The following is a 25,197-nucleotide window of genomic DNA, read 5'->3' on the forward strand; positions in this document are numbered from 1 at the left end:
ACTAAGCTGGCTGTATCCAGCCGTGCTTGTGGCGCTGCGTGCGCATTCTTGTCACACCGGGCGAAGGCTTTCGCGGGGCTTGCCGCTCAGCGGTCGGGCGCGCTCGGCGCGGCGGTGATGCCAGCCTCGGACCGGTCGGTCGCGGGCCGCACCTCGGGCTCCGGCGGCACCTGCACCACGCCGCTGGCCACGTCCTTCTCGTTGAGGATGCGCATGGTCGGCAGGTACTGCGGGTACTCCTTCTGCATGTAGGCGATCATGTCCTCGCGGATCTTGCAGCGCAGGTCGAAGGCCTTGCTGGAACTCTGCGCGGTGCACAGGATGCGCAGCTGCATGGTCTGCTCGGTGACGTCGGTCACCTGCACGTTGAAGAAGCGCCGGTCCCATTCGGGATAGCCGGGCATCATCTTTTCCAGGGCGGCGCGCAGGGGTGCCACCGGCATGCGGAAATCCACGTTCAGAAAGACCGAGCCCAGCAGCTGCGAGCCGGTGCGGGTCCAGTTCTGGAAGGGGTTCTCGATGAACCACTGCAGCGGGATGATGAGCCGCCGGTCGTCCCAGATCTTCAGCACCACGTAGGTGCCGGTGATCTCCTCCACCCGGCCCCATTCGCCCTGCACGATCAGCACGTCGTCGATGCGGATCGGCTGGGCCAGGGCGATCTGCAGCCCGGCGATCAGGTTGCTGAACACCGGCTTGGCGGCAAGACCCGCCACGATGCCGATCACCCCGGCCGAGGCCAGCAGGCTCGCGCCCACCTGCCGGGCGCCGGGAAAGGTCATCAGCATCATGGCCGCGCCGGCCACCGCCACCACCAGCATGGCGCTGCGCGACAGCACCCGGGCCTGGGTGTGGATGCGGCGGGCCTGCAGGTTGTCGTCCACATCGGCCGGGTGCTGGGCGATGATGCCGGCCGCCAGGCCGTCGATGGCGCTGATCAGCAGCCAGGTGATGCTGACGATCAGCACCAGCCCGTTGAGATGGCGGATGCCGAGGATGAAACGCATGTCGTCGCTGGCGGCCTGCCACACCACCTGCAGGGCCAGCACCGGCAGCAGCAGCCGGGTGGGGCGCTGGCAGGCGCGCACCATGGCGTGGATGGTCGGCGCCGGCTGCGTGGCGCGCAGCAACACCATGGCGGCCACCCGGTGCACCAGCAGGGCGACCAGCACCGCGATGATGGCTGCGATGGCCGTGGCGATCCACGGTGAATAGTCCGAGAGATCGGGCATGCGGCTTTCCTCCTGAATATCAAGCGCAATACGGACGCGGCCGCCTGCGCCCGTGTGGTCCGGTACGTCAGGAGCCGCTGCTCAGATCTGCCGCGGCGCGCATCTGCGCCGCCAGGCTTTGCGACACCGCCAGGCGCTCCAGCAGCCAGGGCGTGAGATCGGCCGCCAGCATGTCCGGCGGACGCGCCTGCGACGGATCGACGGTGGCCGCCCGCGAGCGCCGCGGCGCCGCCGGCTCGCTGCCGGTGAGGGCCCTGGCGATCGCCGCAGCGGCGGCGGCGAGTGCCGGCTCCGCCACGGCCATGTCGAGCTGGCCACGCCGCAGCTGCAGCATCGACTTCACCGCGGTCAGGTGCGCAAGCATGTGATAACTGAGTGCCTGCAGTGTTTCCAGAGGTTCAAGAGCCGGCTGCACCGCACGCGGTTCGGAGCGGCTGCGCGCCGTGGCCTGCACCAGGGCCGACAGGCTGTCGTAGGCCTCGCGGCGGGCCAGCCGCCACTGCAGGTCGGGCGAGGTGGTGCTGGCCGGCACCAGCGCCAGCTCGGCATGGCGGGACTGCGCCGCCAGGGCGCGCTGCACCATCTGCGGCACCGAGCTTTTTTCCCACACCGGCAGCACATAGCTGCAGCCCCAGGCGATCAGGGCGCCGATCACCGTATCGGCGATGCGTTCGGCCGCCGCGAAGACAGGATGCACATCGGCGGCCAGCAGATGCGCCTGCATCAGCCCGAGCAGCGTGGCCGCCACGGAAGTGATGAAGTAGCGCCGCACCACGAAGGCATGGGCCACGGCCGAAGACAGCGCGATCACCCCCAGCACCACCTGCGGCGCCGGATGCTCCGCCAGCACCACCATCACCAGCACGCAGCCGAAGATGGTGCCGGCGATCCGTGCGTTGCGCCGCTCCAGGGTCTGCGCCAGGCTGGCCCGCAACACCACCACGATGGTGGCCAGCACCCAGTAGGGATGCGCCGCCCAGGGCAGGTGCTGCGACACCAGGTAGCCGATGGCGATCGCCAGCGAGCCGCGCAGCGCGTAGCGCAACGTGGGCGCATACCAGCCCTGCAGCGAACGCAGCGGCATCCAGCTCCAAGTGGTGGCGCTGATGAAGAGCTGCCAGGTCTCGCGCACCGCGGCGATGTCGGCCTTGAGTTCGCCGTGCGCCAGGGCGTACATGCGGTCGACCTCGGAAGCGATGGTGGCGACCCGGGCGATCACTTCGCGCAGGGCGGAGTTGTCCGGCGCGGTGATCTCCGGAATCGGCCGGTAGGGCAGGGGCTGGGCCGGCGCGCCGCGGCCCAGCAGCAGGGCGGTGGCCAGGGTTTCGAGCTGGCGGGCGCGAAACAGCAGGGCATCGCGCAAGGCGGGCTGCACCGTGGCGTTCTCGCCCTGACGGGCCAGGGCGTCGATGTCGAGGTCGCAGGCCAGCAGGTGGTCGCGGGCATCGAGCAAGGCCATCAGGATGGCGGCGCGGCGCTGGCGGGCGGGCGTGCGGGGCGATTCCAGCACCAGGTCGCGTGCCGACTGCAGCGCATCGGCCAGCGCGGCCTGCTGCGTCAGCATGTCCGACATCACGCCGCCGGCATGCACATGGCCGTCGAAGCGCCGCGCCTGGGTGCGCAGGATGCCGGCGAAGCCCTTGATCGCATCGGCCAGCAGCTGGTTGCGGTACAGGCCGTTGAGCAGCCCGTTGGACACCACGCCGTACACCACGTAGATGCCCGCCCCCAGCGCGAACCAGCCGGTGCGGTGCAGCGCCTCGAACAGCCCGCGCGGCGGCTGCTCGGCCAGGGCGAAGACCATGGAGAACATCATGCCGGCGCTGACCGGCCCGCCGCGCTTGCCCCAGGCCATCGCCAGGAAGGAGACGAAGGAGCCGCAGATCAGCACCATGGCCTGCTGCTGTATCGAGTCGTGCGAGAGCTGCATCGCCAGGAACAGCGGCACGCCCAGCAGCGGCCCGGGCAGCATCTGCTGCAGCTTGTGGTGCTTCTGGGCCGGCAGGTCGGCCATGGTGGCGATCAGGATGCCGACACCGGCCGTGGCCGCCGCGGTCAGCCCGCCGATCGCGTAGAGGATGAGGGCCGTGCCGATCAGCCCGATGGCCACCGAGAGGCCATTGGTGACATGCGGCCCGAGCACCGAGAACATGAGCTTCCAGACGCGCCGCCGCGCGGCGCGCCACAGGCTCCAGGATTCGGCGTGCCGCAGCAGCGCCGTCCTCAGCTTACGAAGATGTTCGGCCACGACCTGCGCAGGTCAGGCGTCCCCGGTGGGCTTGCGTACGCGCAGGGGGGCGCGCTTGGGTGCGGGCGCGGCTTCGGCGGACGGGGCCTCGGCGCCATCCGCGGCGGCCGGGGTTTCCTCGACGGCGGCGGCGAGGTCGCCGGCCAGGCGCTTGTCGTCCACACCCGCGAACTTGGAGTACTTGCCGATCAGGCCGACCAGCTGCGCATAGATGCGCGGGTTGCCGGCCAGGCATTCCTTCTGATCGAGGAAATCGGCCTCGCCGGTGAAGTTGCCGACCAGGCCGCCGGCCTCGGTCACCAGCAGCGAGCCAGCGGCCACGTCCCAGGGCGAGAGGCCGGTCTCGAAGAAACCGTCGGTGAAGCCGGCGGCCACATAGGCCAGGTCCAGCGCAGCAGCGCCCGGGCGGCGCACGCCGGCCGTGCGTTCCATTACCTCGCCCATGATCTTCAGGTAGCGGCGCAGGTTGTCGCCCGGACGGAAGGGGAAGCCGGTGGAGACCAGCGATTCCTCCAGGCGGGTGCGCTTGGAGACCCGGATGCGCCGCTCGTTCACATAGGCGCCGCGGCCCTTGGTGGCGGTGAACAGGTCGTTACGGGTGGGGTCGTACACGACGGCCTGCTCGATCTTGCCGCGCACCGACAGGGCGATGCTCACGCAGTAGACCGGGAAGCCGTGGATGAAGTTGGTGGTGCCGTCCAGCGGATCGATGATCCAGACGAATTCCGAATCCTGCGCCCCATGCTGCGAGCCGGTTTCCTCGGCCAGGATGCCGTGGCCGGGATAGGCGGTGAGCAGGGTCTCGATGATGATCGCCTCGGCGGCGTGGTCCACCTCGGTCACGAAGTCGTTGACCTGCTTCTGCGACACGCGCACGGATTCGACGTCGAGCGCGGCGCGGTTGATGATGGCGCCAGCGGCGCGTGCGGCCTTGATGGCCACGTTGAGCATGGGATGCAGGTTCGTCGACATGTGAGAAAGAAAGTGGCGCTGGTGCGGCCGCGAGACGGGCCGGGGGGCGGGCATGCCTGGCGATGCAGGCGGCGACAATGCGAGGATTTTAGCCGGCCGCGCCGCCTCGCCCCTTTCCTCCATGCATACCCGCTTCGTTCTCATCCATACCAGCCATGCCGGCAACGTCGGCGCGACCGCCCGCGCGATGAAGACCATGGGCTTCACCGACCTGGTGCTGGTCGCCCCGCGCTGGGCCAATGTGCTGCGCCGCGAGGAGACCATACAGCGCGCCAGCGGCGCCCTGGATGTGTTGAACAATGCCCGCATCGTCGAGACCCTGGACGAGGCGCTGGACGGCATCACCCACCTCTGCGCCACCGCCATGATCGGCCGCGATTTCGGCCCGCCCACCAGCACGCCGCGCGAGCATCTGCCGGCCCTCGCCGCGAATGCCGAAAGCACGGGCGAGAAGGGCGTGGCCTTTCTCTTCGGCAGCGAACGCTTCGGCATGCGCAACGAGGATGTCTACCGCTGCCATGTGGCGCTGACGATTCCGACCGATGCCAAGTTCGGCTCGCTCAACCTGGGCGCTGCGGTGCAGGTGATCGCCTATGAATGGCGCCAGGCGCTCGGCGGCTTCGGCGATGCGACTCCGGTGGCCGCACGGGAATCGCAGCGGGCCGATGCGCGCCAGCTCAACGGCATGCTGGAACACTGGGAGCGCGCCCTGGTCGACATCGGCTTCCTCGACCCCGCCGCGCCCAAGAAACTGATGCCGCGCCTGCAGCAGCTCTTCCACCGCGCCCAGCCCACCGAGGAGGAGATCCACATCCTGCGCGGCATCGCCAAGGCCATGATGGCGCCAAGTCCGGCGAAGCCGGCGCCGGCAGACGGCGAATCGAAGCTATAGACTGTTTCTGCCTCTGCTTATGACCTGAACGATGTTCGACCGCCTCCGCTCCGATATCCAGTGCATCCTCGACCGCGACCCGGCCGCGCGCAGCCGCTGGGAGGTGCTGACCTGTTATCCGGGCCTGCATGCGGTGATGCTGCACCGGCCCGCGCACTGGTGCTGGCACCACGGCCTGCCCTGGCTGGGGCGCTTCATCTCGAACTTCAGCCGCTTCCTCACCGGCATCGAGATCCATCCGGGCGCCAAGCTCGGCGAGCGCGTCTTCTTCGACCACGCCATGGGCGTGGTGATCGGCGAGACGGCCGAGATCGGCGACGGCTGCACCATCTACCAGGGCGTGACGCTGGGCGGCACCTCGCTCTACAAGGGCTCCAAGCGCCATCCCACGCTGGGCCGCGACGTGGTGGTGAGCGCCGGCGCCAAGGTGCTGGGCGGCTTCACCGTGGGCGACGGCGCCCGCATCGGCGCCAACGCGGTGGTGATCAAGCCGGTGCCGGCGGGCGCCACGGCCATCGGCATTCCGGCGCGCATCATCCGCTCGGGCGCCGAAGGCCGTCGCGAGGCGACCGCCGCCAAGCTGGGTTTCTCGGCCTACGGCGTGACGGCGCAGGACGATCCACTGAGCCAGGCCATGCGCGGCCTGATCGACAACGCCGGTGCGCAGGAGCACCAGATCGCGCTGCTGTGGAACGCGATCCAGGCCCTGTCCGACCGCCGCAGCGAGGAGCCCTGCTGCGTGCCGGCCGGCGCGGCGCGGACCGAGAGCTTCGAGGCCGCCAAGCTCAACGAGCTGGTCGGCAAGTAGGCTTTCTCAGCCGGCGCTGGCGGGCCAGGCGGTGTCCGCGTCCAGCGGGAACACCGGGCGGGGCAGATGGCGGAAGGGCACACGCGCCAGGTTGGGGGTGGTCAGGCCGTCGCTGTCCACGTCCACGATGCGGTCGTCGCTGAAGAACTCGTCGAAGCCTGCGCGGTAGTGGCCCCTGCTCTTGACGATCAGCACCCGGGCGGCGGCGATGTCGATACCGTGCATCTCCAGCATGGCCGGCTCCGACAGCTGGCGCCGCAGGCTGGACACCAGCACCCGCATGCCCGAGGGCAGCAGCTCGACCAGCGCGCTGGCGCCGAGCGAAAAACGGCGGTCCTTCAGGATGCCGCGCCGGCCGGTGCCTTCGCCGTCGCTCAGCATCAGTACCCGCGCCGTGGCGGCATAGGTGTCGGCGAAGAGCGAGGGCATGCGGTTGAAGACGAGTTCGGCCGTGCCGCCGACGCCGGCCGCGACGGCCTGCTGCACGGCATCGGCGTCGATGAAGACACCCAGCACCACGCCCGGAATGCGCGCTTCGTGGAAGGCCTTCATCAGCCCGACGGTATTGCCGCCACCGCCGCCGCCGGGGTTGTCGGCCACGTCGGCGAAGAGCAGGGGAACGGTCGAGGTCCTGGCCTGCGCCACGGCCTCGTCCACCGTCGAGGTGACGACCAGATAACGGTGCCGGTCCTCCCAGATGCGCCGCGCCAGGGCCTGCGCGGTGCGCTCGGCATGCAGCGGATCGCCGCGTGTGGTCACGCTGACACACATGCCGCACTGCGGCACGTCGGAGAACACGAAGCCGCCGGTGACCGATACATCCACCAGCTCGCCGCTGGTGTCCTCGCGCAGCAGCGTATCGGCCCAGCCGATGGCGTCCGCAAAGGGGCCGCGTGCGGTCAGCAGCGTGACCGAGGGCGGCGTGAAGGGCAGGCGCACATGGCGCAGCTGCAGGCGCTCGCCGCCCAGGCAGGCCAGGATCGCATCCGCCGCATCGGCGGCGCGCTGGCGCAGGTCCACATGGGGATTGGTGCGGTAGGGAAAGAGGCCGTCCAGTGCGTGGATCACCCGGTCGGAGATATTGCAGTGCAGGTCGTAGCTGGCGATCAGCGGCACCTCGGGGCCGACGATGGCGCGCACGGCATCCATCAGCTCGGCCTCGGTGTCGCCCTGGCCCAGGCCGGAAGCCGCGCCGTGGTTGCCGAGGTAGACGGCGTCCACCGGCAGGGCCGCGCGCAGCCGGGCCGTGGCGGTGTCGAGGAAGAGCTGCCAGGTCGGCTCGTCCACCGGCCCGCCCGGCGGCGCGGCAGCGATCACCAGCGGCAGCGGCTGCCAGGGGCCGGCCGCGTCCATGCGGGCATAGAAGCCGGTGATCTCGCTCGGCATGTGGTTGAGGCGCCGGGCGTGTTCGCTGACCGCCTCGCCCTCCAGCCAGCAGAGCTGGCGGAAATCCTCCAGCCGGCTGGGCGGCGAGAAGGCGTTGGACTCCAGGTGGAAGGACAGGATGGCGATGCGCGGGCCCCGGGTCATGGCATCAGTCCGCGGTGATCTTGCTGGCCTTGATGACAGCGCCCCACTTGGCGCGTTCGGTGCGGGCGAATTCGCGCGCGGCGGCGCTGCTGCCGCCGTCGAGGATGGTGCCGCGGTCGGCCAGGAATTTCTGGAAGCCCGGATCGGCGAAGGCCTTGTTGAGTTCGGCATTGAGCCGCTCCACGATGGCCTGCGGCGTGCCGGCCGGCGCCAGCAGGGCGGTCCAGGAGACGGCCTCGTAGCCCTTCACGCCGGCCTCGTCCATGGTGGGCAGCTTGGGGAAGATGGCGGCGCGGTCGCGCGAGGTCACGGCCAGGGCCTTCACATGGCCGCTGGTGATCTGCGGCTCGATGGTGGAGGTGTTCTCGAAGATGAAGTCCACGCGTCCGCCCAGCAGGTCCTGGATGGCCTGCGGGCCGCCCTTGTAGGGCACGTGCACGAAGTCGATGCCGGCCAGCGTCTTGTAGATCTCGCCGCTCAGGTGGCCGGTGCTGCCGGTGCCCTGCGAGCCCATGGACAGCTCGCCCGGATGTTTCTTGGCATAGGCCGTCAGCTCGGCCACGCTGTTGACCGGCAGGTCCTTGCGCACCACCAGGATGTTGGCCTGGCGGGTGAAGCGGCCGATGTATTCGAAGGAGCTGGCCGTGTCGTAGCCGGGCTTGGCATTGAGTTCGGGCGTGATCGCCAGCCCGGCCGCGTTGCCCACGCCCAGCGTGTAGCCGTCGGGCTTGGCGCGCGCCACGGCGGCCAGGGCGATGGCGCTGCCGGCGCCCGCGCGGTTGTCGATCACCACCGGCTGGCCGAGCGAGCGCGAGAGCAGCTCGGCGAAGCGGCGCACATTCACATCGAAGGAGCTGCCGGCGGCCGTCGGCAGCAGGATGGTGATGCCGCGTTCCGGCCAGGCGGCCTGGGCGTGGGCGGAGAGGGTGGAAAGTGTCAGCAGGGCGCCGGCCAGGGTGGCCTTGAGTCGGGTCATGTTTTTCATAGGAAGGTTCCGCATGAAATTTCCGTGCCCGCTTGCCGCGCCCGGGCGCTCAGCGGGCGCGGATGGCCGACTTGGGCCGGAAGGCCTTGCACACCGCGTCGTCGGTTTCGAGATAAGGCCCGCCGATCAGGTCGATGCAGTAGGGCACCGCCGCGAAGATGCCGGGCACGCGCTGGGAACCATCCGGATTCTTCAGGCCTTCGAGCGTCTCGGCGATGGCCTTGGGCTGGCCCGGCAGGTTGAGGATCAGGCTGCGGCCGCGCACCACGCCGACCTGGCGGGACAGGATGGCGGTGGGCACGAAGGCCAGGCCGATCTGGCGCATCTGCTCGCCGAAGCCGGGCAGTTCCTTGTCGGCGATGGCGAGCGTCGCCTCGGGCGTCACGTCGCGCGGCGCGGGGCCGGTGCCGCCGGTGGTCAGCACCAGCGAGCAGTTGGCATCCACCAGTTCGACCAGGGCGGCGCTGATGGTGGCCTGCTCGTCGGGGATCAGGCGCGAGGCGAAGGTGATCGGATTCTTCAGCGCGCGCTGCAGCCATTCGCGCAGGGCGGGCAGGCCCTGGTCCTCGTACACGCCGGTGGAGGCGCGGTCGCTGACCGAGACGATGCCGATGGTGACCGCGTCAGTCGTCATCGTCCGGCTCCGGCGCATCGGCCTCGTCGGTGCCGGCATCGCCCTTCATGGCGCTGCGCACCAGCTGGAAGATCTCGCGGTAGGCGCGGCCGTGGCGTGGCGCCAGGCCCGGCTTCTCGGGCACCGCGTCCTTGCGGGCTTGGCGCACCAGGGCGCGCAGCTGCTGGATGTCGGTGTCGGGATAGGCCTCGATCCAGCGCTGTACCGCTTCGTCGCCCTCGATCAGCGTGTTGCGCCAGCCTTCGGCCTCGTGCAGCAGGGCGGCTTCCTCGGCCGAGCCGCGTTTTTGCACATCGAGCGCGGCGCGCACGGCGGCGATCTGCTCCTCGTCGAGCTTGCGCATCAGCTTGCCGATGAACTGGCCCTGGCGGCGCCGGCCTTCGAAGTTGGTGATCTTGCGGGCGGCTTCCAGCGCGTCGAACAGGCGCTCGGGCAGGGGCAGGGCGGCGCGGGCCGCCTGGCCCAGGGTGAGCAGCGCTTCGCCGAGCTGCTGCAGCTCGGTGCTCTCGCGCTTGAGGTCGGTACGGCTGCTGTCTGCCGTGCCCTTCAACTCGGCTTTCATTTCGATGTCGAGTTCGCTGCCTTCGGCGACGAACTGGCCACGAACGAAGTAGCCTTTCTTGGGTTTGCGTGACATGGGTCCAGGGGAAGAGAAAATGCGGGCCGCGACGGCTGGCAGGCGGACTAAAGCCGGGTGCCAGGGCAGGGTCGGGGGCGGCAAGTATCATAGCCCTCGACATGAAACATAAGATCTCCCAAGCGGCCGCAGCGGCCACGCCCGGTGGCGGCACCGATGGTTTCAGCTACAGCCGGGGCTTTTTCGAAGGCATCGTCGACAAGGCCCTGGCCCATGCCAAGAAGGTCGGCGCGACCGATGCGGGCGCCGAAGCCTCCGAAGGCTGCGGACTCAGCGTGAGTGTGCGGCGCGGGGAGCTGGAGACGGTGGAACGCAACCGCGACAAGTCCCTGGGCGTGACCGTCTACCTCGGCCAGCGCCGGGGCAATGCCAGCACTTCCGACTTCTCCGACGCGGCCATCGCCCAGACGGTGCAGGCGGCCTACGACATCGCCCGCTTCACCGCGGAAGACCCGATGGCCGGCCTGCCCGACGAGGCCGACATCGCCCACGAGCATCCCGACCTGGACCTGTTCCACCCCTGGGCGATCGACAGCGAGAAGGCGGCCGAGCTGGCCCGCGCCTGCGAACACGCGGCGCTGTCGGCCGACAAACGCATCACCAACAGCGAAGGCGCGGGCGTGTCGGCCCAGCAGTCGCATTTCTTCTCGGCGCATACCCGGGGCTTTCGCGGGGGTTATGCCAGCTCGCGGCACAGCATCTCGGTGGCGCCCATCGCCGGCCGCGGCGACGGCATGCAGCGCGACGCCTGGTACAGCTCGATGCGCGATGCGGCCGAACTCTCTAGCGCCGAATCGGTGGGCCGTTACGCGGCCGCCCGTGCGCTGTCGCGGCTCAAGGCCCGCAAGATCCCGACCACGCAGTGCCCGGTGCTGTTCGAGTCGCCGCTGGCCGCCGGCCTGCTCGGCGCCTACACCCAGGCGGTGAGCGGCGGCGCGCTCTACCGCAAGAGCACCTTCCTGCTGGATTCGCTGGGCAAGCCGGTGTTTCCCAAGCATGTGTTCGTCGAGGAAGACCCCTTCCTGCTGAAGGGCAAGGGCAGCTCGCCCTTCGACGAGGAGGGTGTGTCGACCAAGGCCCGGCGCGTGGTCGATGCCGGCCGCTGCGAGGGCTACTTCCTCAGCACCTATTCCGCCCGCAAGCTGGGCATGAAGACCACCGGCAATGCCGGCGGCTCGCACAACCTGGTGATGCGTTCCACGCAGACCAGGGCCGGCGACGACCTGGACGCCATGCTCAAGAAACTGGGCACCGGCCTGTTCGTCATCGAGCTGATGGGCCAGGGCGTGAACTACGTCACCGGCGACTATTCGCGCGGCGCCAGCGGCTTCTGGGTGGAGAAGGGCGAGATCGCCTTCCCGGTGCAGGAGATCACCATCGCCGGCAACCTGAAGACCATGTTCAAAGGCATCCAGGCCATCGGCGCGGACGCCTACAACTACGGCGCCAAGACGGTGGGCTCGGTGCTCATCAACAAGATGAAGGTCGCCGGCAGCTGAGGCCGCGCCCGGCCCGGCCGCCTCAATGGTTGGGCGGCGGGCCGCCATGCGAGCCCCGGCCGCCGGGCTCGCCACCACCGCGGTTCTGAACGCCGCCCTGCCGCATCATCGGCGCCTGCGGGGCCGCCTGTGGCTGGACTTGCGGCTGGGCCTGGGGCTGCATGCGCTGCGGCATCTGGGGTTGCATCGCCGGCTGCATTGGCTGGCGCTGCATCTGGTCCTGCTGGATCTGCCGTTGGCGCGCCTGCTGCTCGGCCATGCGCTGCATCTGCTGCTGCTGGTCCTGGCGCATCAGCTGTTCCTGCTGATGGCGTTGCTGGAACATCTGCTGCTGTTGCTGCTGCTCGATCTGCCGGCGTTGCTCGTCGAGCTGGCGTTGCCCGTAGCTGGGCTGGAAGCGCTGCTGCGCCTCGCGCATCTGCTGCTGGCGTTGCATGTCGGCCTGGTGCTGGTCCTGCTGCGCGCGCTGGGTGCGTTCCCACTGGTCGCGGCGCACCTGGTCGGCCAGGGGCTCGATCGGCGCGCCTATGCGCTGCGGTGCCATCGGATGCTGCATCGGCGGGCGGAAACCAGGCGGCACGCCCTGCGGGATATTGGGCCGGGCGCCGCCGAAGGGCAGGGCGGGCGCATAGGGCTGGCGGCGTTGCGGCGGGCCGGGAATCCAGCCCCAGCGGTTGCCGGCCTGCTCCCAGCGGCCGTAGTGGAAGGGTGCGAAGCCCCAGGGCGCGTCGTCCACCCAGGTCCAGCCCCAGGGCGGGATGAATTCCCAGTGGCCGTTGCGGTAGGGCGCCCAGTCGGCTGCCACGCTGCGCGGGTACCAGATGGCGCCGTAGCGCGGGTCGTTGCCCCAGTCGCCATAGGCGTCGAGCTGGGCCACGCCGGGGATGTCGGCCGAGGCGTAGCGCAGGGACGGCGATTGCGCCAGGGCGCGGTCGCGCTCATTGGACCAGCGGTCGAAGGCGTCTCCGCTGTTCAGCGCCAGCGGCTGCGATCCCGCCAGGCTGCGGAAGGCATATTCGCGGCTTTGCGGCGCATTGAAGGCCAGGGGCTGGCCACCCTCGCCGTAGAGCGTTCCCGAGCCCTGCTCGGCCGTCACGCGGGTGGTGTTGCGCTGCGGGTCCACGTCGAGCCGCCAGCGGCCGGGGCGGTCCAGCACCACGGCGAGGTTGGGGGTGTCGATCTCGAAACGGTCGCCGGGCGGAATGTCGCGCAGCACCACACCGAGGGTGCCGGCGGTCAGGCGGATCTGGGCATTGCGCTCGTCCAGCGCGGTGAAGGTGATATCGGCGCCGTCGCCCACCCGCACGATGGCGCCGCCGGCATTGAGTTCGCCCCGGCTGCCGGCGGCGGCCCAGACGCGGTCGCCGGCGGCCAGCGGCCAGCGCGGATCGGCCAGCCGGGTCTGGTTGTCGGCTGCGGACTGGAACTGGATGCTGCCTTCCACCGCCTCGAAACGGGCGATGCGCTGCGGGCCCGGATCCGTCTGCGCCCAAACGGCGACGCCCTGGAGCACGAGGGCACCCAGGGCGGCGAGGCGGACGAGACGGGCGAATCGAATCGAGATGGACATATCAACGAGCAACGCGCGAGAGATAGCCCACGTTAACCAAGCCAGGGTTTGTCCGGCCCGTCATTTGAAAGCGCCGGTAACGCCCGGCGCCTTGCCTCATCAGGCCAGCGCGGCCTTCACGGCGGCCGAAACCTGGCCCATCTCGGCCTTGCCCGCCAGCCGGGCCTTGGCCGCGCCCATGACCTTGCCCATGTCGGCGGCGGCCGGCTTGCGGCCCAGTTCGGCGGTGAGCGCCTCGACCACGGTGGCGATCTCGGCCTTCACCTCGTCGGCCGACAGGCGCGCGGGCAGGTAGGCCTGCAGCACGGTGGACTCGCTGGCTTCCTTGTCGGCCAGGTCCTGGCGGCCGGCCTGCTCGAAGGCGGCGATGGAATCCTTGCGCTGCTTGAGCAGCTTGTCGACGATGGCCACCACGGCGGCGTCGTCGAGTTCGATGCGTTCGTCCACTTCCTTCTGCTTCATCGCCGCCAGCAGCAGGCGGATGGTGCCCAGGCGCTCGCTGTCCTTGGCGCGCATGGCGGTCTTCATGTCGTCGGTGATGCGTTGCTTGAGAGTCATGGCTTTCTTCCTGGTGTGATGCGACGAGAGAAAAGGGAAGCGGAAAAAACAAAACCCGCACCTGGCGTCCCTGGTGCGGGTCGTGCCGGCCGGCTGCAGAGCCGGCGGCGGTGAAGCTTACTGGACTCAGTAGAGCTTCTTGGGCAGCTGCATGCTGCGAACGCGCTTGTAGTGGCGCTTCACGGCGGCTGCCTTCTTGCGCTTGCGCTCGGCGGTGGGCTTTTCGTAGAACTCGCGGGCGCGCAGGTCGGTCAGCAGGCCCAGTTTCTCGATGGTGCGCTTGAAGCGGCGCAGGGCAACGTCGAAGGGCTCGTTTTCTTTAACTCGAATGGTGGTCATTACTCTAAATGTTTCTCTATTGAAGAGGTGCCAGCAGGAGGATCGAGAGCCCGCTCGGCGATTTTTTCCCGGCTGAAGGTTGATCAGGCCGCCGGGAGTCTGCCGGTAAATTAGCCCGCCATTATAGCGCGCGATTGGCGGGCTGCAAGGCTTGTCCGCAGGCATGGGCACTCGCCCAGGCCCACTGGAAGTTGTAGCCGCCGAGCCAGCCGGTCACGTCCACCACTTCGCCGATGAAGAACAGCCCCGGCTGGGCGCGCGCCTCCATGGTCTGGGATGACAGGTCGCGGGTGTCCACCCCGCCCACGGTGACCTCGGCCTTGCGGTATCCCTCGCTGCCGTTGGGCGTCAGTTCCCAGCGGGCGATGCGTTGGGCGAGGCTGCTGAGCGCCTTGTCCGGCGCCTCGACGATGGGGCGCTGCAGGGCCGGGTCGTTCGCGCTCCAGGCCTCGGCCAGGCGCGAGGGCATCCAGGCGGTGAGTTCGTTGATGGCCTTCTTGCGCGATCCGGACTGCTTGGCCTGTGCCAGCAGCCCGGCCAGGTCGGTGCCCGGCGCCAGGTCCACCGCGATGGGCGTGCCTTCCTGCCAGTAGCTCGAGATCTGCAGGATCGCCGGGCCGGACAGCCCGCGGTGGGTGAACAGCAGATCCTCCAGGAAGGCCGTGCGTGCCTTGCCACTGCCGGTCGACACCCGCACCGGCAGCGCCAGCCCGGCAAGGCCCGCGAAGGGCGCCCAGCCGGCGCCGTCGAAGGTCAGCGGCACCAGGCCGGGCCGCGGCTCGACCAGACGCAACCCGAACTGCTTGGCCAGCCGAAAACCGAAGTCGGTCGCGCCGATCTTGGGGATGGAGAGCGCGCCGGTCGCCACCACCAGCTGTCGAGCCCGGGCCAGGCCGTTGTCCGTATCGACCTCGTAGCCGGCATCGGAATGCCGCACCGCCTTCACCGCGCAGGCCATCCAGCGCAGCACGCTGCCACCGGAGGCGCCGCCGCCGCATTCGGCCACCAGCATCTCGATGATGTCCTCGGCCGAGCGGTCGCAGAATAGCTGGCCCTTGTGTTTCTCGTGGTGCGGGATGCCGTGCCTGCGCACCAGCTCGATGAAGTCGCCCGGCGTGTAGCGCGCCAGCGCCGAGCGGCAGAAATGCGGGTTCTGGCCGATGAAATGCTGCTGCGGCGTGGCCGGGTCCAGCTCGCGGTTGGTGAAATTGCAGCGGCCGCCGCCGGAGATGCGGATCTTCTCGGCGAGCTTGGCCGAATGGTCGATCAGCAGCACCGACAGCCCGCGCTGCGCCGCCACGCCCGCGCAGAAAAGCCCGGCCGCGCCGGCGCCGATGACGATGGCGTCGAAATCCTGCATCGATGGGTGTTCTTCAATGAAAAAGGCCGACGGGGTTCGACGGCCAGGGAGCGGATCGTAAACCGGCCTTCGTGGCACGGACCGGCGCGGTGCGCGCCATCAGTAGATGGGCGGCTCCGGCGTCGGCGCGTTGCCCGCGAGGCTGGCGAAATCGCAGCCCAGGTTGGCCTGCGTGACCTCGGCCTGGAAGATGCGTGTATAGCCGCGCTGGTAGGTGGACACCGGCCGTACCCAGGCGGCGCGGCGGCGGGCCAGTTCCTCTTCGCTCACCAGCATGTCGAGCCGGCGCTCGCCGATGTCGAGGCGGACGGTGTCGCCGGTCCGGAGCAGGGCCAGCGGGCCGCCGACCGCCGATTCGGGCGCCACATGCAGCACGCAGGTGCCGTAGTGGGTGCCGCTCATGCGGGAGTCGGAGATGCGCAGCATGTCGCGCACGCCCTGGCGCAGCAGCTTCTTGGGGATCGGCAGATTGCCCCACTCGGGCATGCCCGGGCCGCCGATCGGGCCGCCATTGCGCAGCACCAGCACCGTGTCGCGGTCGACCTCCAGGTCGGGATCGTCCATGGCGGCGAGCATCTCGGCATTCGAGTCGAAGACCAGGGCCCGGCCTTCGTGGCGCAGCAGTTCCGGGCTGGCGGCGGACGGCTTGATGACCGCGCCGTCCGGGCAGAGGTTGCCGCGCAGAACGGCCAGGGTCATGCCGGCCTCTGGGCATTCGGCGCTGCCTTGCTTGAGCGGGTGCGCCGGGTCGAGGATGGTGCCGTCCTCGGTGCCCGCCCAGCCGGCGATATCCTCGCCCAGGGTCTTGCCGGTGACGGTGAGGGCCGACAGGTCCAGGTGATCGCGGATCTTGTTCAGCACCGCCGGCAGGCCGCCGGCATAGAAGAAGTCCTCCATCAGCTTCTCGCCGGAGGGGTAGAGGTTGGCGATCACCGGCACGCGCCTGGCGATGGCGTCCATCTCTTCGAGGTCCAGCATGATGCCGGCGCGCCCGGCCATCGCCGGCAGGTGCACCGCGGCGTTGGTGGAACCGCCGAGCGCCGCATAGGCGGTGATGGCGTTGACGAAGGATTGCCGGGTGACGATGCGCGAGGGTTTCAGGTCTTCCCACACCATGTCCACCGCCCGCGCGCCGCATTGCCAGGCCATGCGGCTGTGCGCCGCGTCGACCGCCGGGATGCTCATGGCGCCCGGCAGCGACAGCCCCATCGCCTCGACGATGGCGGTCATGGTGCTGGCCGTGCCCATGGTGTTGCAGGTACCGGTGGTGCGGGTCATGCGGGCTTCCAGGCCCACCCATTCGTTGCGGTCGATGTTGCCGATGGCGTACTCGGCCCAGAACTTCTTGGTGTGGGTTCCGGCGCCCACGGCCTGGCCCTTGTAGCGGTCGTTGAGCATCGGCCCGGCCGGCAGGAAGATGGCGGGAATGTCCATGGACAGCGCACCCATCACCAGTGCCGGCGGTGTCTTGTCGCAGCCGCCCATCAGCACCACGCCGTCGATCGGCAGGCTGCGCAGCAGCTCCTCCGTCTCCATGGCCAGCAGGTTGCGGTAGATCATGGTGGTGGGCTTGACCATCACCTCGCCCAGGCTCAGCGCCGGCAGCTCCAGCGGATAGCCGCCGGCCTGCAGCACGCCGCGCTTGACCGCCTGTGCGCGCTCGCGCAGGTGCGCGTGGCAGGGCGAGAGATCGCTCCAGGTGTTGACGATGCCGATCACCGGCCGGCCCATGAACTCCTCGCGCACCAGCCCCTGCTGCTGCATGCGCTGGCGGTGGGCGAAGCCGCGGATGTCGTCGCTGGCGAACCAGCGGTGGCTGCGGAGTTCCTCGACGGTCTTGCGTGGGCGCGATGCTGGGCTGCTCATGGCCGCTTTCTCAGTAGGTGGAAGGTGGGGTGGTGGCGGCCGGCGGTGCGGCGGGCTGGAAGCGCCGGGCGAGATCGTCGGCGGACTTGCGCAGCAGCACCTGGTCGGTGCCGACGGCGACGAACAGGGCGCCCAGGTCCAGGCATTCCCGCGCGCGTTTCTCGTCCAGCATCAGGATGCCCGGCGCCTTGCCGCAGGCCAGGATGCGGCCGATGGCGTCGTCGATCGCGGCGCGCACCCGCGGATGGTGGATGTCGCCGGCCACGCCCATGCTGGCCGACAGGTCGGCCGGGCCGATGAAGACGCCGTCCACGCCGTCCACCCCGGCGATCTCCTCCAGCCGCTCCAGCGCCTCGGCGGTCTCGATCTGCACCAGCACGCAGAGCTCCTCGGCGGCCTGCGCCACATAGCGCATGTCCCGGCCGAAGCGCGAGGCGCGCATGGTCCCGCCCATGCCGCGCACGCCCTGCGGCGGATAGCGGGTGGCGGCGACGGCGGCCTCGGCCTCGTCGCGGTCCTGCACGAAGGGCAGGAGCAGGCTCTGCGCGCCGATGTCCAGGTACTGCTTGATCATCACCGTGTCGTTCCAGGGCGGCCGCACCACGGCCGACGAGGGCCGGTCGCGTTCCGCCGCCAGCGCCTGCAGCTGCTGCTGCATCCGGTCGGGGTCGCTGGCGGTGTGCTCGGTGTCCAGCATCAGCCAGTCGAAGCCGGCGCCCGCCAGCAGCTCGGTGACGTAGGGAAAGGGCAGGGTGGACCAGAGGCCGATCTGCGCCTGCTTGCGGGCGAGGGCCCGCTTGAAGAGATTGGGGGAGGGCATGCGTGCTTTCCTTGGAGGCGGGGCGGCTTCAGTCGATGCTGACCTTGCCGGCCTCGATGACCTTGCCCATGGTGGTGTAGTCGGCCTTCAGGCGCGCCGCGAATTCCGCGGGCGTCGAGACGAGGATCTCGCTGCCTTGCTCTTCCTGGGGCTTGCGGAACTCGGGCGATTGGAGGATGGCCTTCATCTCGCGCACCAGCCGGTCCACCACCGGCTGCGGCGTGCCGCTGCGCACCAGCATGCCGCTCCAGGCGATCTGCACCACGCCCGGCGCGCCGGCCTCGGCCATGGTGGGAACATCCGGCACCAGCGGTGAACGTTTGGTGTCGGCCACGGCCAGGATGCGCACCTTGCCGGCCTTCTGGAAGGCCAGTACCGCCGACAGGTTGTGGAACATCATGGGGATCTGCCCGGCGATGACGTCGTTCAGCGCGGCCGGGCCGCCCTTGTAGGGCACATGCGTCAGGCGGGTGCCGGTGCGGGCCTCGAACTGCACGCCCGTCAGGTGCATGGTGTTGCCGTTGCCGGCCGAGCCGAAATTGAGTTCGCCCGGCCTGGCCCTGGCCGCGGCGATCACCTCGGCCACCGAGCGGTAGGGCGTCTGCGCGCCGACGATCAGCACATTGGGCGTCTGGTTGGTGAGGGTCAGCGGCTGGAAATCCTTCAGCGGATCGAAGCCGGTGGACTTGTACAGGTGCGGGTTCACCGCCAGGGTGCTGACCGAGCCGAAGAAGATGGTGTAGCCGTCCGCCGGCTGGCTGCGCGCCACGTAGGCGGCGGCGATGTTGCCGTTGGCGCCGGGGCGGTTGTCGATCACCACCGCTTGCCCCAGCCGCTGCGACAGCAACTGGCCGAAGGGGCGGGCCACCGCGTCGGCGGCGCCGCCGGGTGGCTGCGGCACGACGATGGTGATGGGGCGGTCCGGGTAGTCGGCGCCGGTGGCGGCCAGGGTGCAGCTGGCGAGCAGGGCGGCGAAAAGGGCCCGGAGCGAGGCTTTGGGAGAAGGCATGTCGAAATCCGTTCTTGTCTCTGTTCGAAGATGGTACCGGTTCCATTCCTGGAGAAATGGAACCGGTACCATCGATCGGCAGTGTATAGTTCGGGGTCTTCGAACGTCAACCCGTTCACCCTCGTCGCAAACCCTGACGCATGGCCTCCAGCCCCGAAGACAGCCCCTCTCCCGCCGGCGAACCGGCGGCCGATGCCGCGCCCGGCAGGGGCCCGCGGCGCAAGCTCGGCACCCTCACCATCCACGACGTGGCGGCGCTGGCGGGGGTGTCCTCGGTTACCGCCTCGCGGTATTTCAACGACCCCGGCCGGGTCAGCGAGAAGCGGCGCGAAAAGCTCGCCGCCGTCATCCGCCAGACCGGCTACGTGCCGAGCCAGGTGGCGCGCCGGCTGGCGTCCTCGCAGGGCGGGCTGGTCGGCGCGGTGATGCAGAACGTCTCCAGTCCCACCTTCGCGCCGCTGGTGCGCGCCATGGGCGACACGCTGGAGCAGCACGGCCTGCAACTGCTGCTGGCCAACAGCGACTATTCGATCGCCTCGGAGGAGCGCGCCATCCAGGCCTTCCTGGGCTGGCATCCCAGCGGCCTGATCCTCACCCGCGGCGACCACTCCGAGGCTTCCGACGCCCTGCTGGCCCAGATGCGCATTCCGGTGGTCGAGGCCTGGGAAGTGGTGGAAGGCCGGCCGTTCCACCAGGTCGGTTTCTCGCAGCGCGAGGTCGGCCGCATCCTGACCCGGCATTTCCTGGAACAGGGCGTCAGGCGCCTGCGCTTCGCCATGAACGCCCGCCTCGACGACACCCGCGCCGCCCGGCGTATCGAGGGCTACACCGAGGCGATGCAGGCCGCGGGCCTGGCGGCCGACGTGGTGTATTCGGCCCACGGCGACGACATCGAGGCCGGCACGGACCACGCCGTCCGCCTGTCGCAGGAAGCGCCGGCCACACGCCCGCGCGCCCTGGTCTTCGCCAACGACAGCATGGCGATGGCGGCCCTCCTGGGCTGCGCCCGCCTGGGCCTGGCGGTGCCGCACGACTGCGCGCTGGCCGGCTTCGGCGACGCGGCCATCGGCGCCATCCTCACCCCGGCCCTGACCACCGTGCGCACCCAGCCCCAGGCCATCGGCAGCACCGCCGCGCGCACGCTGGTCGAGCTGCTGCATGCGCCGGCCGGCGAGCCGGTCGGCATCCGCACCCACCACATCGACTGCGAGCTGGTGGTGCGCGAGAGCAGCCGCATCTCCCGCTGAAGGCCGGCTAGACGGCGCGCGTCCTGGCGGTCGAGTCGCGCACCACCAGCGAGACATCGACCTCGTAGTGCAGCGTGGCCGGCTCCCCGGCCAGCGACTTCACCAGGTACTGGCCGGCGCGGGTCCAGATCTCGTCGGTCGGCACATGCATGGTGGTGAGGCTGGGCCGCAGGTGGCGGCTCCATTCGAGGTCGTCGAAGCCCATCACCGACAGGTCCTGCGGCACATGCAGGCCGTGGCGCTCGGCTTCCATCATCACGCCGTAGGCGATGACGTCGTTGCCGCAGACCACCGCCGTGGGTTTGTCGGGCGCGGCCAGCAGCTGGCGGGCGGCCTCGCGGGCGTCGTCGAGCCGGTAGGGCACTTCGATGAACCACTGCGGCGGCATGCTCAGCCCGCTTTCGGCCAGCGCCCGGTGCACACCGGCGATGCGTGCGGTGGCCCGGTCGTTCTGCGCGGAAATGGCGGCGACCATGCCGATCCGGCGGTGGCCCAGTTCGATCAGGTAGCGGCAGGCGCGCCAGGCCGCCGCCTCGTTGTTGGTGCCGACCGAGGCATAGGGCTTGTCGGGGTGGTAGACCCCCACGTTGATGAAGGGGATGCGCTGCGTGGCCAGCAGCTTGCGCAGCGCATCGGTGTGCACGTCGCCGCGCAGGATCAGGCCGTCGATGCCGCGGCTGACCATGTTCTGCGCCAGCCGGGCCTCGGTCTCGGGGTCGTAGCCGCTGGTCGACAGCAGCAGCAGGTAGCCCTGCAGCGAGAGATAGCTCTGCAGCGCCTCGATGCCGCGCGCGAACATGGCGTTGTCCACCGTGGGAATGATCGCGCCGATGGTGTGGCTGCGCCGCGATGACAGCGCCCGCGCCGCGGCGTCCGGGATGTAGCCCAGGTCGGTGATGGCGCTGTGGATGCGGGCGCGCAGGTCGGCGCTGACGGAATCCGGCTTGTTCAGAGCACGCGAGATGGAGGCGGTGGACACGCCCGCGCGCAGCGCCACCTCCCGTATCCCGACCGATTTTGCAGAGGCTCTTGGCTTCATCCTGAAACAGTTTACAGGACCGGCTGGGCTTTTCCCCTTGCCGGCAGGTTCCGGGAAATTACCTATGAAAAGGTCTAGGAAACCAGACCATTCCCCATTGACGTTGCGCTTGAGCGCTTCCCATAATCTGTAAACGGTTACATGGGGCCCGGCGACACCGACAGGACCCTGAAAAAGGAGACAGACATGAGACAAGCCTTCGCTCGCCCGGCCCTGCGCCGGACCCTGCTCGTCCTGGCCGCCGCCGCCTGTGCCGGTGGAGTGCATGCCCAGGAATTCAACTGGAAGAAGCACCAGGGCAAGACCCTCACCTTCCTGGCCAACAACAACCCGGTGGCCAACGCGCTGCTCAAGTACAAGGCCGAGTTCGAGCAGCAGACCGGCATGACACTCAAGGTGGACTCCTACCAGGAGCAGCAGATGCGCCAGCGCCTGGTCACGGTGATGAACTCGCGCAGCGACGAGGTCGACGTCTTCATGTCGCTGCCTTCGCGCGAAGGCCTGCAGTTCGCCAAGGCCGGCTGGTACGCCGATCTCTCCGAGCTGGTGAAGACCGCCAGCGCCAGGGACTACGACTTCGGCGACCTGAGCGCCGGCATGCTCAAGGACGCCAGTTACGGCAAGCAGCTCACCGGCATTCCGATGAACGTCGAAGGCCCGGTGCTCTATTACCGCAAGGACCTGCTGCAGAAATGCGGCGTGGCGCTGCCTAGGAATCTGGGCGAACTCGAAGCCGCGGCCGGCAAACTCAAGGCCTGCGACGCGGGCGTGACGCCTTTCGTCTCACGCGGCCTGAAACCCGCGCTGCCTTTCACCTACAGCGTCTTCCTGCACAACATGGGCGGGCAGTACATGCAGGACGGCAAGTCCCAGCTGTGCAGCAAGCCGGGCCAGGACTCGCTGGCGCTGTATGCCAAGCTCCTCAAGGACTTCGGGCCGCCCGGCGTCGTCAACTACAGCTTCTATCAGATCTCCTCGCTCTACCGCGAGGGCAAGGCGGCCATGGCCTTCGAGTCCTCCAACGAGCTGCGCAACGTGATGGAAGGCGGCGCGCGGCTGAAGGACACCGGCGTGGCGGTGCTGCCGGCCGGCCCCGGCGGCTCGCATCCCACCGTCATCGGCTGGACCATGTCGGTCTCCGCCCACAGCAAGAACAAGGAGGCCGCCTGGTACTTCGTGCAGTGGGCGACCAGCCCGGCGGTGCAGGCCAGGCTGGCGCTCGACGGCGTGGCGCCGCCGCGCTCGGCGGTGAGCCAGGCGGCGGGCTACAAGGCCTGGACGGACGAGCAGCCGGTGCGCGCCGAATGGGTCGCCGCGGTCAACGAACTGTCCAGGACCGGCACCTCGGAAGTCGGCTACCCCATCGGCGCCAACCCGGCCTCGCGTGACTTCATCGGCCAGGCCGCCACCGAGCTGATCCTGGGCCAGAAGACCGTCGCCCAGGCCTGCGCCGATGCCGACAAGCAGCTCGACGCCCTCATCGCCAAGGATGCCAAGGACGGCAAGGACTGATGGCCGCCTTCGACTTCCCCCCGGGCCACCGCGTGCTGGTGGTGGGCGGCGCCGGCGGCATCGGCTCCGCCATCTCGGCCGCCTTCCTGGACATGGGCTGCAGCGTGATCGCCACCGGCGTGGACGAGGCCGCCTTGTCTGCCAGCACCCTGCGCCCTTGCGAGCGCCTGGAACTGCGCACGCTCGATGTGACCGACGACCGCGCGGTCGCCGGCTTCTGCGCCTCGCTGGGCAGCCTGCACACCCTGGTCAATTCGGCCGGCATCCTGGCGCGCTTCAAGGAATTCGAGATCGACACCTTCCAGCGGGTGCTGGACGTGAACCTCACCGGCACCTTCCGCCTGTGCAATGCCTGCCTGCCGCTGCTCAAGGCCAGCGGCGGCAGCATCGTCAACGTGGCCTCGATGAACGCCTACGTCGCCCTGCCTTTCATCCCCGCCTACTGCGCCAGCAAGGGCGGGGTGGTGATGCTCACCAAATCCCTGGCGCTGGCCTGGGCCGAACACGGCGTGCGGGTGAACGCGCTGGCGCCCGGTTATGTGGAAACGCCGATCAATGCCGCCGGCCGGCAGGACCCGGCGCACTACGAACGCATCCGCTCGCGCATTCCGCTCGGCCGCTGGGCGCAGCCGGACGACATCAGCGGCAGCGCCGTCTTCCTGGCCTCGCCGGCCGCCGGCTATCTCACCGGCACGGTGCTGGCGGCCGACGGCGGCTTTCTCGCGGGATGAACACAGCATGAGCCAATCCATAGGCACCCGCGGCCAGCTGGCCTTTCTGTCGCTGCCGGCGGTGGCGTTCACCGTGGCGATGATCGCCTTTCCCTTCGCCTACACCGTGTGGTTCAGCCTCCACGAGTTCAGCTTCGGCGGCAAGCCCAAGCTCAACTTCGGCATGAACTATGTCGAGATGGCGGGCGACGGCGAGTTCTGGAACGGCCTGAAGATCACCCTGGCGCTCTACCTGCTCTCGCTGGCGCTGCAGCTGGTGCTGGGCACCTGGATCGCGCTGCTGCTGCACCACTCCAAGAAGCTGTCGGGCATCGTGCGCACCCTCATGATCTCGCCCTTCGTGCTGCCGCCGGTGGTGGTCGGCATGATGTGGCTGGTGGTGCTGGACCCTTCCATCGGCGCGGCCAACTGGCTGCTGCAGTCGGTCGGCCTGCCGCGCTCGGACTGGCTGGCCTCGCCGGTCTGGGTGATTCCCACCGTCGCCATGATCGACACCTGGCAGTGGACGCCCTATGTGGCCCTGATCGTGCTCGGCGGCCTGCAGTCGCTGCCGCCGAACGTCTACGAGGCCGCGCAGATCGACGGCGCCTCGCGCTGGCGCACCTTCTGGCGCATCACGCTGCCGCTGCTGGCGCCCACGCTGGTCACCGCCGCCATCCTGCGCAGCGTGGACCTGCTGCGCTTCTTCGACATCATCTACATCACCACCCAGGGCGGGCCGGGCAATGCCTCCAACACGCTCAACATCTACGGCTTTCGCAAGGGCTTCGAGCTGTTCGAGATCGGTTATTCCAGCGCGCTGATGATCACGCTCTCGGCCATCGTGCTGGGCGCCGTGATGGTGCTGACCCAGGCGCGCAAGCGCGTGGCCTGGTGAGCGGGGCGGGACCATGAACGACAAACTCCTGCGCCGCCTCAACCTGCTGCAGATCGCCTTCGTGGCGCTGCTGATCCTGCTGCCCATCGCCTGGATGGTGCTGTCGTCCTTCAAGCCCTCGGCCCAGGTCACGGCCTATCCGCCCCGGCTGTTCTTCTCGCCCACGCTGGACAACTACCGCACGCTCTTCGGCAGCACGCCCTTTCTGCACTACACGTGGAACAGCACGGTGATCACCGTGGGCTCCACCGCCATCGGCCTGCTGCTGGGGGTGCCGGCGGCCTTCGCGGTCTCGTGGACCCGCATCACCTGGCCGGCCACGGTGACGCTGCTGGCGCGCATGGCGCCGGGCACCCTGTTCCTGCTGCCCTGGTACGTGATGTTCCGCGAGGCCGGGATGATAGGCGGCTACTGGGCGCTGATCCTGACCCATGCGGCCATCACCATGCCCATCGTCATCTGGGTGCTGCTGCCCTTCTTCGACAACATCCCGCGCAGTGTGTTCGAGAGCGCGCAGGTGGACGGCTGCAGCGTGCCGCGCATCCTGTGGCGCATCGCGCTGCCGCTGGTCACGCCGGGGCTGGTGGTGTCGTCCATCCTGTCCTTCGTCTTCTCCTGGAACTACTTCCTCTTCGCCCTGGTGCTGTCGAACGGGGACACCAAGACGCTGATCGCCGCGTCCTTCAACTTCATCGGCGAGGGCGCATCCAACTGGGGCGCGCTGATGGCGGCCGCGACGCTGATCGCGCTGCCGCCGCTGCTGCTCGCATTCATCGTCCAGCGCAGGCTCGTCTCGGGCCTGGCCATGGGCGCCGTCAAAGGCTAGAGGAGA

Annotated in this window: 23 protein-coding genes; 8 read left to right on the forward strand and 15 right to left on the reverse strand. The window is 69.3% G+C overall.

Annotated elements, in window-relative coordinates; genetic code table 11:
- Positions 1-86: 86 nt before the first annotated feature.
- From GT347_RS25925 to GT347_RS25935, 3 genes are all read right to left on the reverse strand, one after another.
- Entirely contained in the window at positions 87-1,232 is a 1,146-nt protein-coding gene (locus GT347_RS25925) for a mechanosensitive ion channel family protein (protein WP_160554931.1), read from the reverse strand.
- A 67-nt stretch (positions 1,233-1,299) separates the two neighbouring features.
- Positions 1,300-3,480 carry an FUSC family protein gene (locus GT347_RS25930; RefSeq protein WP_229722536.1) on the reverse strand — a complete coding sequence of 727 codons (2,181 nt, stop codon included), beginning with the start codon at positions 3,478-3,480 and terminating at the stop codon, positions 1,300-1,302.
- A gap of 12 nt (positions 3,481-3,492) precedes the next feature.
- Positions 3,493-4,452 (reverse strand): inositol monophosphatase family protein, encoded by a 960-nt coding sequence (locus tag GT347_RS25935; protein ID WP_160554932.1) that lies wholly within the window; start codon positions 4,450-4,452, stop codon positions 3,493-3,495.
- A gap of 121 nt (positions 4,453-4,573) precedes the next feature.
- On the opposite strand from GT347_RS25935, the gene GT347_RS25940 reads away from it, so the two are divergent.
- Entirely contained in the window at positions 4,574-5,344 is a 771-nt protein-coding gene (locus tag GT347_RS25940) for an RNA methyltransferase (RefSeq protein WP_160554933.1), read from the forward strand.
- 31 nt (positions 5,345-5,375) lie between these two features.
- Positions 5,376-6,152 (forward strand): serine O-acetyltransferase, encoded by a 777-nt coding sequence (cysE, locus tag GT347_RS25945; protein WP_160554934.1) that lies wholly within the window; start codon positions 5,376-5,378, stop codon positions 6,150-6,152.
- A 6-nt stretch (positions 6,153-6,158) separates the two neighbouring features.
- Here cysE and GT347_RS25950 read toward each other — a convergent pair whose 3' ends face one another.
- From GT347_RS25950 to yjgA, 4 genes are read right to left on the reverse strand one after another with little or no spacing between them, the layout of a single operon-like run.
- Positions 6,159-7,682, reverse strand: coding sequence for a M81 family metallopeptidase (locus GT347_RS25950; protein WP_160554935.1), 1,524 nt, complete (start codon positions 7,680-7,682; stop codon positions 6,159-6,161).
- Positions 7,683-7,686: 4 nt separating this feature from the next.
- Positions 7,687-8,658, reverse strand: a complete 972-nt coding sequence (locus GT347_RS25955) for a Bug family tripartite tricarboxylate transporter substrate binding protein (protein WP_160554936.1) — start codon at positions 8,656-8,658, stop codon at positions 7,687-7,689.
- A gap of 58 nt (positions 8,659-8,716) precedes the next feature.
- A complete protein-coding gene (mog, locus tag GT347_RS25960) occupies positions 8,717-9,301 on the reverse strand; it encodes a molybdopterin adenylyltransferase (RefSeq protein WP_160554937.1) in 585 nt (194 codons plus the stop codon).
- Complete coding sequence (gene yjgA, locus GT347_RS25965; protein WP_160554938.1) at positions 9,291-9,938, reverse strand: ribosome biogenesis factor YjgA; 648 nt, start codon at positions 9,936-9,938, stop codon at positions 9,291-9,293. Before yjgA ends, mog begins: the two co-directional genes overlap by 11 nt.
- A 101-nt stretch (positions 9,939-10,039) precedes the next feature.
- Here yjgA and pmbA point away from each other — a divergent pair, with 101 nt between their 5' ends.
- The gene (gene pmbA, locus GT347_RS25970; protein ID WP_160554939.1) at positions 10,040-11,437 is read left to right on the forward strand and encodes a metalloprotease PmbA; all 1,398 of its coding nucleotides are present in this window, start codon (positions 10,040-10,042) and stop codon (positions 11,435-11,437) included.
- Positions 11,438-11,459: 22 nt separating this feature from the next.
- Here pmbA and GT347_RS25975 read toward each other — a convergent pair whose 3' ends face one another.
- The 7 genes from GT347_RS25975 to GT347_RS26005 all read right to left on the reverse strand — a co-directional run bounded on the left by GT347_RS25975 (position 11,460) and on the right by GT347_RS26005 (position 18,959).
- A complete protein-coding gene (locus tag GT347_RS25975; protein WP_160554940.1) occupies positions 11,460-12,950 on the reverse strand; it encodes a DUF6600 domain-containing protein in 1,491 nt (496 codons plus the stop codon).
- A gap of 156 nt (positions 12,951-13,106) precedes the next feature.
- Complete coding sequence (locus GT347_RS25980) at positions 13,107-13,565, reverse strand: GatB/YqeY domain-containing protein (protein WP_160554941.1); 459 nt, start codon at positions 13,563-13,565, stop codon at positions 13,107-13,109.
- A gap of 126 nt (positions 13,566-13,691) precedes the next feature.
- Positions 13,692-13,904, reverse strand: coding sequence for a 30S ribosomal protein S21 (gene rpsU / locus GT347_RS25985; protein WP_007833691.1), 213 nt, complete (start codon positions 13,902-13,904; stop codon positions 13,692-13,694).
- Positions 13,905-14,025: 121 nt separating this feature from the next.
- Complete coding sequence (locus GT347_RS25990; RefSeq protein WP_160554942.1) at positions 14,026-15,264, reverse strand: BaiN/RdsA family NAD(P)/FAD-dependent oxidoreductase; 1,239 nt, start codon at positions 15,262-15,264, stop codon at positions 14,026-14,028.
- A gap of 99 nt (positions 15,265-15,363) precedes the next feature.
- Positions 15,364-17,130: an L-arabinonate dehydratase gene (araD, locus tag GT347_RS25995; RefSeq protein WP_160554943.1), complete on the reverse strand. Its 1,767-nt coding sequence runs from the start codon at positions 17,128-17,130 to the stop codon at positions 15,364-15,366.
- 10 nt (positions 17,131-17,140) lie between these two features.
- On the reverse strand, positions 17,141-17,950 hold the full coding sequence (locus GT347_RS26000; protein WP_160554944.1) for an aldolase/citrate lyase family protein: 810 nt from the start codon (positions 17,948-17,950) through the stop codon (positions 17,141-17,143).
- Between the two features lie 28 nt (positions 17,951-17,978).
- Entirely contained in the window at positions 17,979-18,959 is a 981-nt protein-coding gene (locus tag GT347_RS26005; protein ID WP_160554945.1) for a Bug family tripartite tricarboxylate transporter substrate binding protein, read from the reverse strand.
- Positions 18,960-19,099: 140 nt separating this feature from the next.
- Between GT347_RS26005 and GT347_RS26010 the strand changes: the two genes are divergently transcribed.
- Positions 19,100-20,206: a LacI family DNA-binding transcriptional regulator gene (locus GT347_RS26010; protein ID WP_160554946.1), complete on the forward strand. Its 1,107-nt coding sequence runs from the start codon at positions 19,100-19,102 to the stop codon at positions 20,204-20,206.
- A gap of 7 nt (positions 20,207-20,213) precedes the next feature.
- Here the strand turns inward: GT347_RS26010 and GT347_RS26015 are convergent, their stop codons facing one another.
- Positions 20,214-21,203, reverse strand: coding sequence for a LacI family DNA-binding transcriptional regulator (locus GT347_RS26015; protein WP_229722538.1), 990 nt, complete (start codon positions 21,201-21,203; stop codon positions 20,214-20,216).
- A gap of 228 nt (positions 21,204-21,431) precedes the next feature.
- Between GT347_RS26015 and GT347_RS26020 the strand changes: the two genes are divergently transcribed.
- From GT347_RS26020 to GT347_RS26035, 4 genes are read left to right on the forward strand one after another with little or no spacing between them, the layout of a single operon-like run.
- Complete coding sequence (locus GT347_RS26020) at positions 21,432-22,757, forward strand: ABC transporter substrate-binding protein (RefSeq protein WP_160554948.1); 1,326 nt, start codon at positions 21,432-21,434, stop codon at positions 22,755-22,757.
- Complete coding sequence (locus GT347_RS26025; RefSeq protein WP_160554949.1) at positions 22,757-23,488, forward strand: SDR family NAD(P)-dependent oxidoreductase; 732 nt, start codon at positions 22,757-22,759, stop codon at positions 23,486-23,488. The genes GT347_RS26020 and GT347_RS26025 overlap by 1 nt, the downstream gene beginning before the upstream one ends.
- 7 nt (positions 23,489-23,495) lie before the next feature.
- Positions 23,496-24,365 carry a carbohydrate ABC transporter permease gene (locus tag GT347_RS26030; protein ID WP_160554950.1) on the forward strand — a complete coding sequence of 290 codons (870 nt, stop codon included), beginning with the start codon at positions 23,496-23,498 and terminating at the stop codon, positions 24,363-24,365.
- A 13-nt stretch (positions 24,366-24,378) separates the two neighbouring features.
- The gene (locus GT347_RS26035) at positions 24,379-25,191 is read left to right on the forward strand and encodes a carbohydrate ABC transporter permease (protein ID WP_160554951.1); all 813 of its coding nucleotides are present in this window, start codon (positions 24,379-24,381) and stop codon (positions 25,189-25,191) included.
- The last annotated feature ends 6 nt before the right edge of the window (positions 25,192-25,197 follow it).

The sequence above is a fragment of the Xylophilus rhododendri genome (assembly GCF_009906855.1).
GTDB lineage: Bacteria > Pseudomonadota > Gammaproteobacteria > Burkholderiales > Burkholderiaceae_C > Xylophilus > Xylophilus rhododendri.

Bases quoted from the DNA above. Each gene is read 5' to 3' on its own strand.
- GT347_RS26020 (WP_160554948.1), top strand. From the start codon at position 21,432: ATGAGACAAGCCTTCGCTCGCCCGGCCCTGCGCCGGACCCTGCTCGTC.
- pmbA (WP_160554939.1), top strand. From the start codon at position 10,040: ATGAAACATAAGATCTCCCAAGCGGCCGCAGCGGCCACGCCCGGTGGC.
- GT347_RS25980 (WP_160554941.1), bottom strand. From the start codon at position 13,565: ATGACTCTCAAGCAACGCATCACCGACGACATGAAGACCGCCATGCGC.
- rpsU (WP_007833691.1), bottom strand. From the start codon at position 13,904: ATGACCACCATTCGAGTTAAAGAAAACGAGCCCTTCGACGTTGCCCTG.
- GT347_RS25940 (WP_160554933.1), top strand. From the start codon at position 4,574: ATGCATACCCGCTTCGTTCTCATCCATACCAGCCATGCCGGCAACGTC.
- GT347_RS26010 (WP_160554946.1), top strand. From the start codon at position 19,100: ATGGCCTCCAGCCCCGAAGACAGCCCCTCTCCCGCCGGCGAACCGGCG.
- GT347_RS26030 (WP_160554950.1), top strand. From the start codon at position 23,496: ATGAGCCAATCCATAGGCACCCGCGGCCAGCTGGCCTTTCTGTCGCTG.
- GT347_RS26005 (WP_160554945.1), bottom strand. From the start codon at position 18,959: ATGCCTTCTCCCAAAGCCTCGCTCCGGGCCCTTTTCGCCGCCCTGCTC.
- yjgA (WP_160554938.1), bottom strand. From the start codon at position 9,938: ATGTCACGCAAACCCAAGAAAGGCTACTTCGTTCGTGGCCAGTTCGTC.
- GT347_RS25950 (WP_160554935.1), bottom strand. From the start codon at position 7,682: ATGACCCGGGGCCCGCGCATCGCCATCCTGTCCTTCCACCTGGAGTCC.
- GT347_RS25955 (WP_160554936.1), bottom strand. From the start codon at position 8,658: ATGACCCGACTCAAGGCCACCCTGGCCGGCGCCCTGCTGACACTTTCC.
- GT347_RS25925 (WP_160554931.1), bottom strand. From the start codon at position 1,232: ATGCCCGATCTCTCGGACTATTCACCGTGGATCGCCACGGCCATCGCA.
- cysE (WP_160554934.1), top strand. From the start codon at position 5,376: ATGTTCGACCGCCTCCGCTCCGATATCCAGTGCATCCTCGACCGCGAC.
- araD (WP_160554943.1), bottom strand. From the start codon at position 17,130: ATGAGCAGCCCAGCATCGCGCCCACGCAAGACCGTCGAGGAACTCCGC.
- mog (WP_160554937.1), bottom strand. From the start codon at position 9,301: ATGACGACTGACGCGGTCACCATCGGCATCGTCTCGGTCAGCGACCGC.
- GT347_RS25990 (WP_160554942.1), bottom strand. From the start codon at position 15,264: ATGCAGGATTTCGACGCCATCGTCATCGGCGCCGGCGCGGCCGGGCTT.
- GT347_RS26035 (WP_160554951.1), top strand. From the start codon at position 24,379: ATGAACGACAAACTCCTGCGCCGCCTCAACCTGCTGCAGATCGCCTTC.
- GT347_RS26025 (WP_160554949.1), top strand. From the start codon at position 22,757: ATGGCCGCCTTCGACTTCCCCCCGGGCCACCGCGTGCTGGTGGTGGGC.
- GT347_RS26000 (WP_160554944.1), bottom strand. From the start codon at position 17,950: ATGCCCTCCCCCAATCTCTTCAAGCGGGCCCTCGCCCGCAAGCAGGCG.
- GT347_RS25935 (WP_160554932.1), bottom strand. From the start codon at position 4,452: ATGTCGACGAACCTGCATCCCATGCTCAACGTGGCCATCAAGGCCGCA.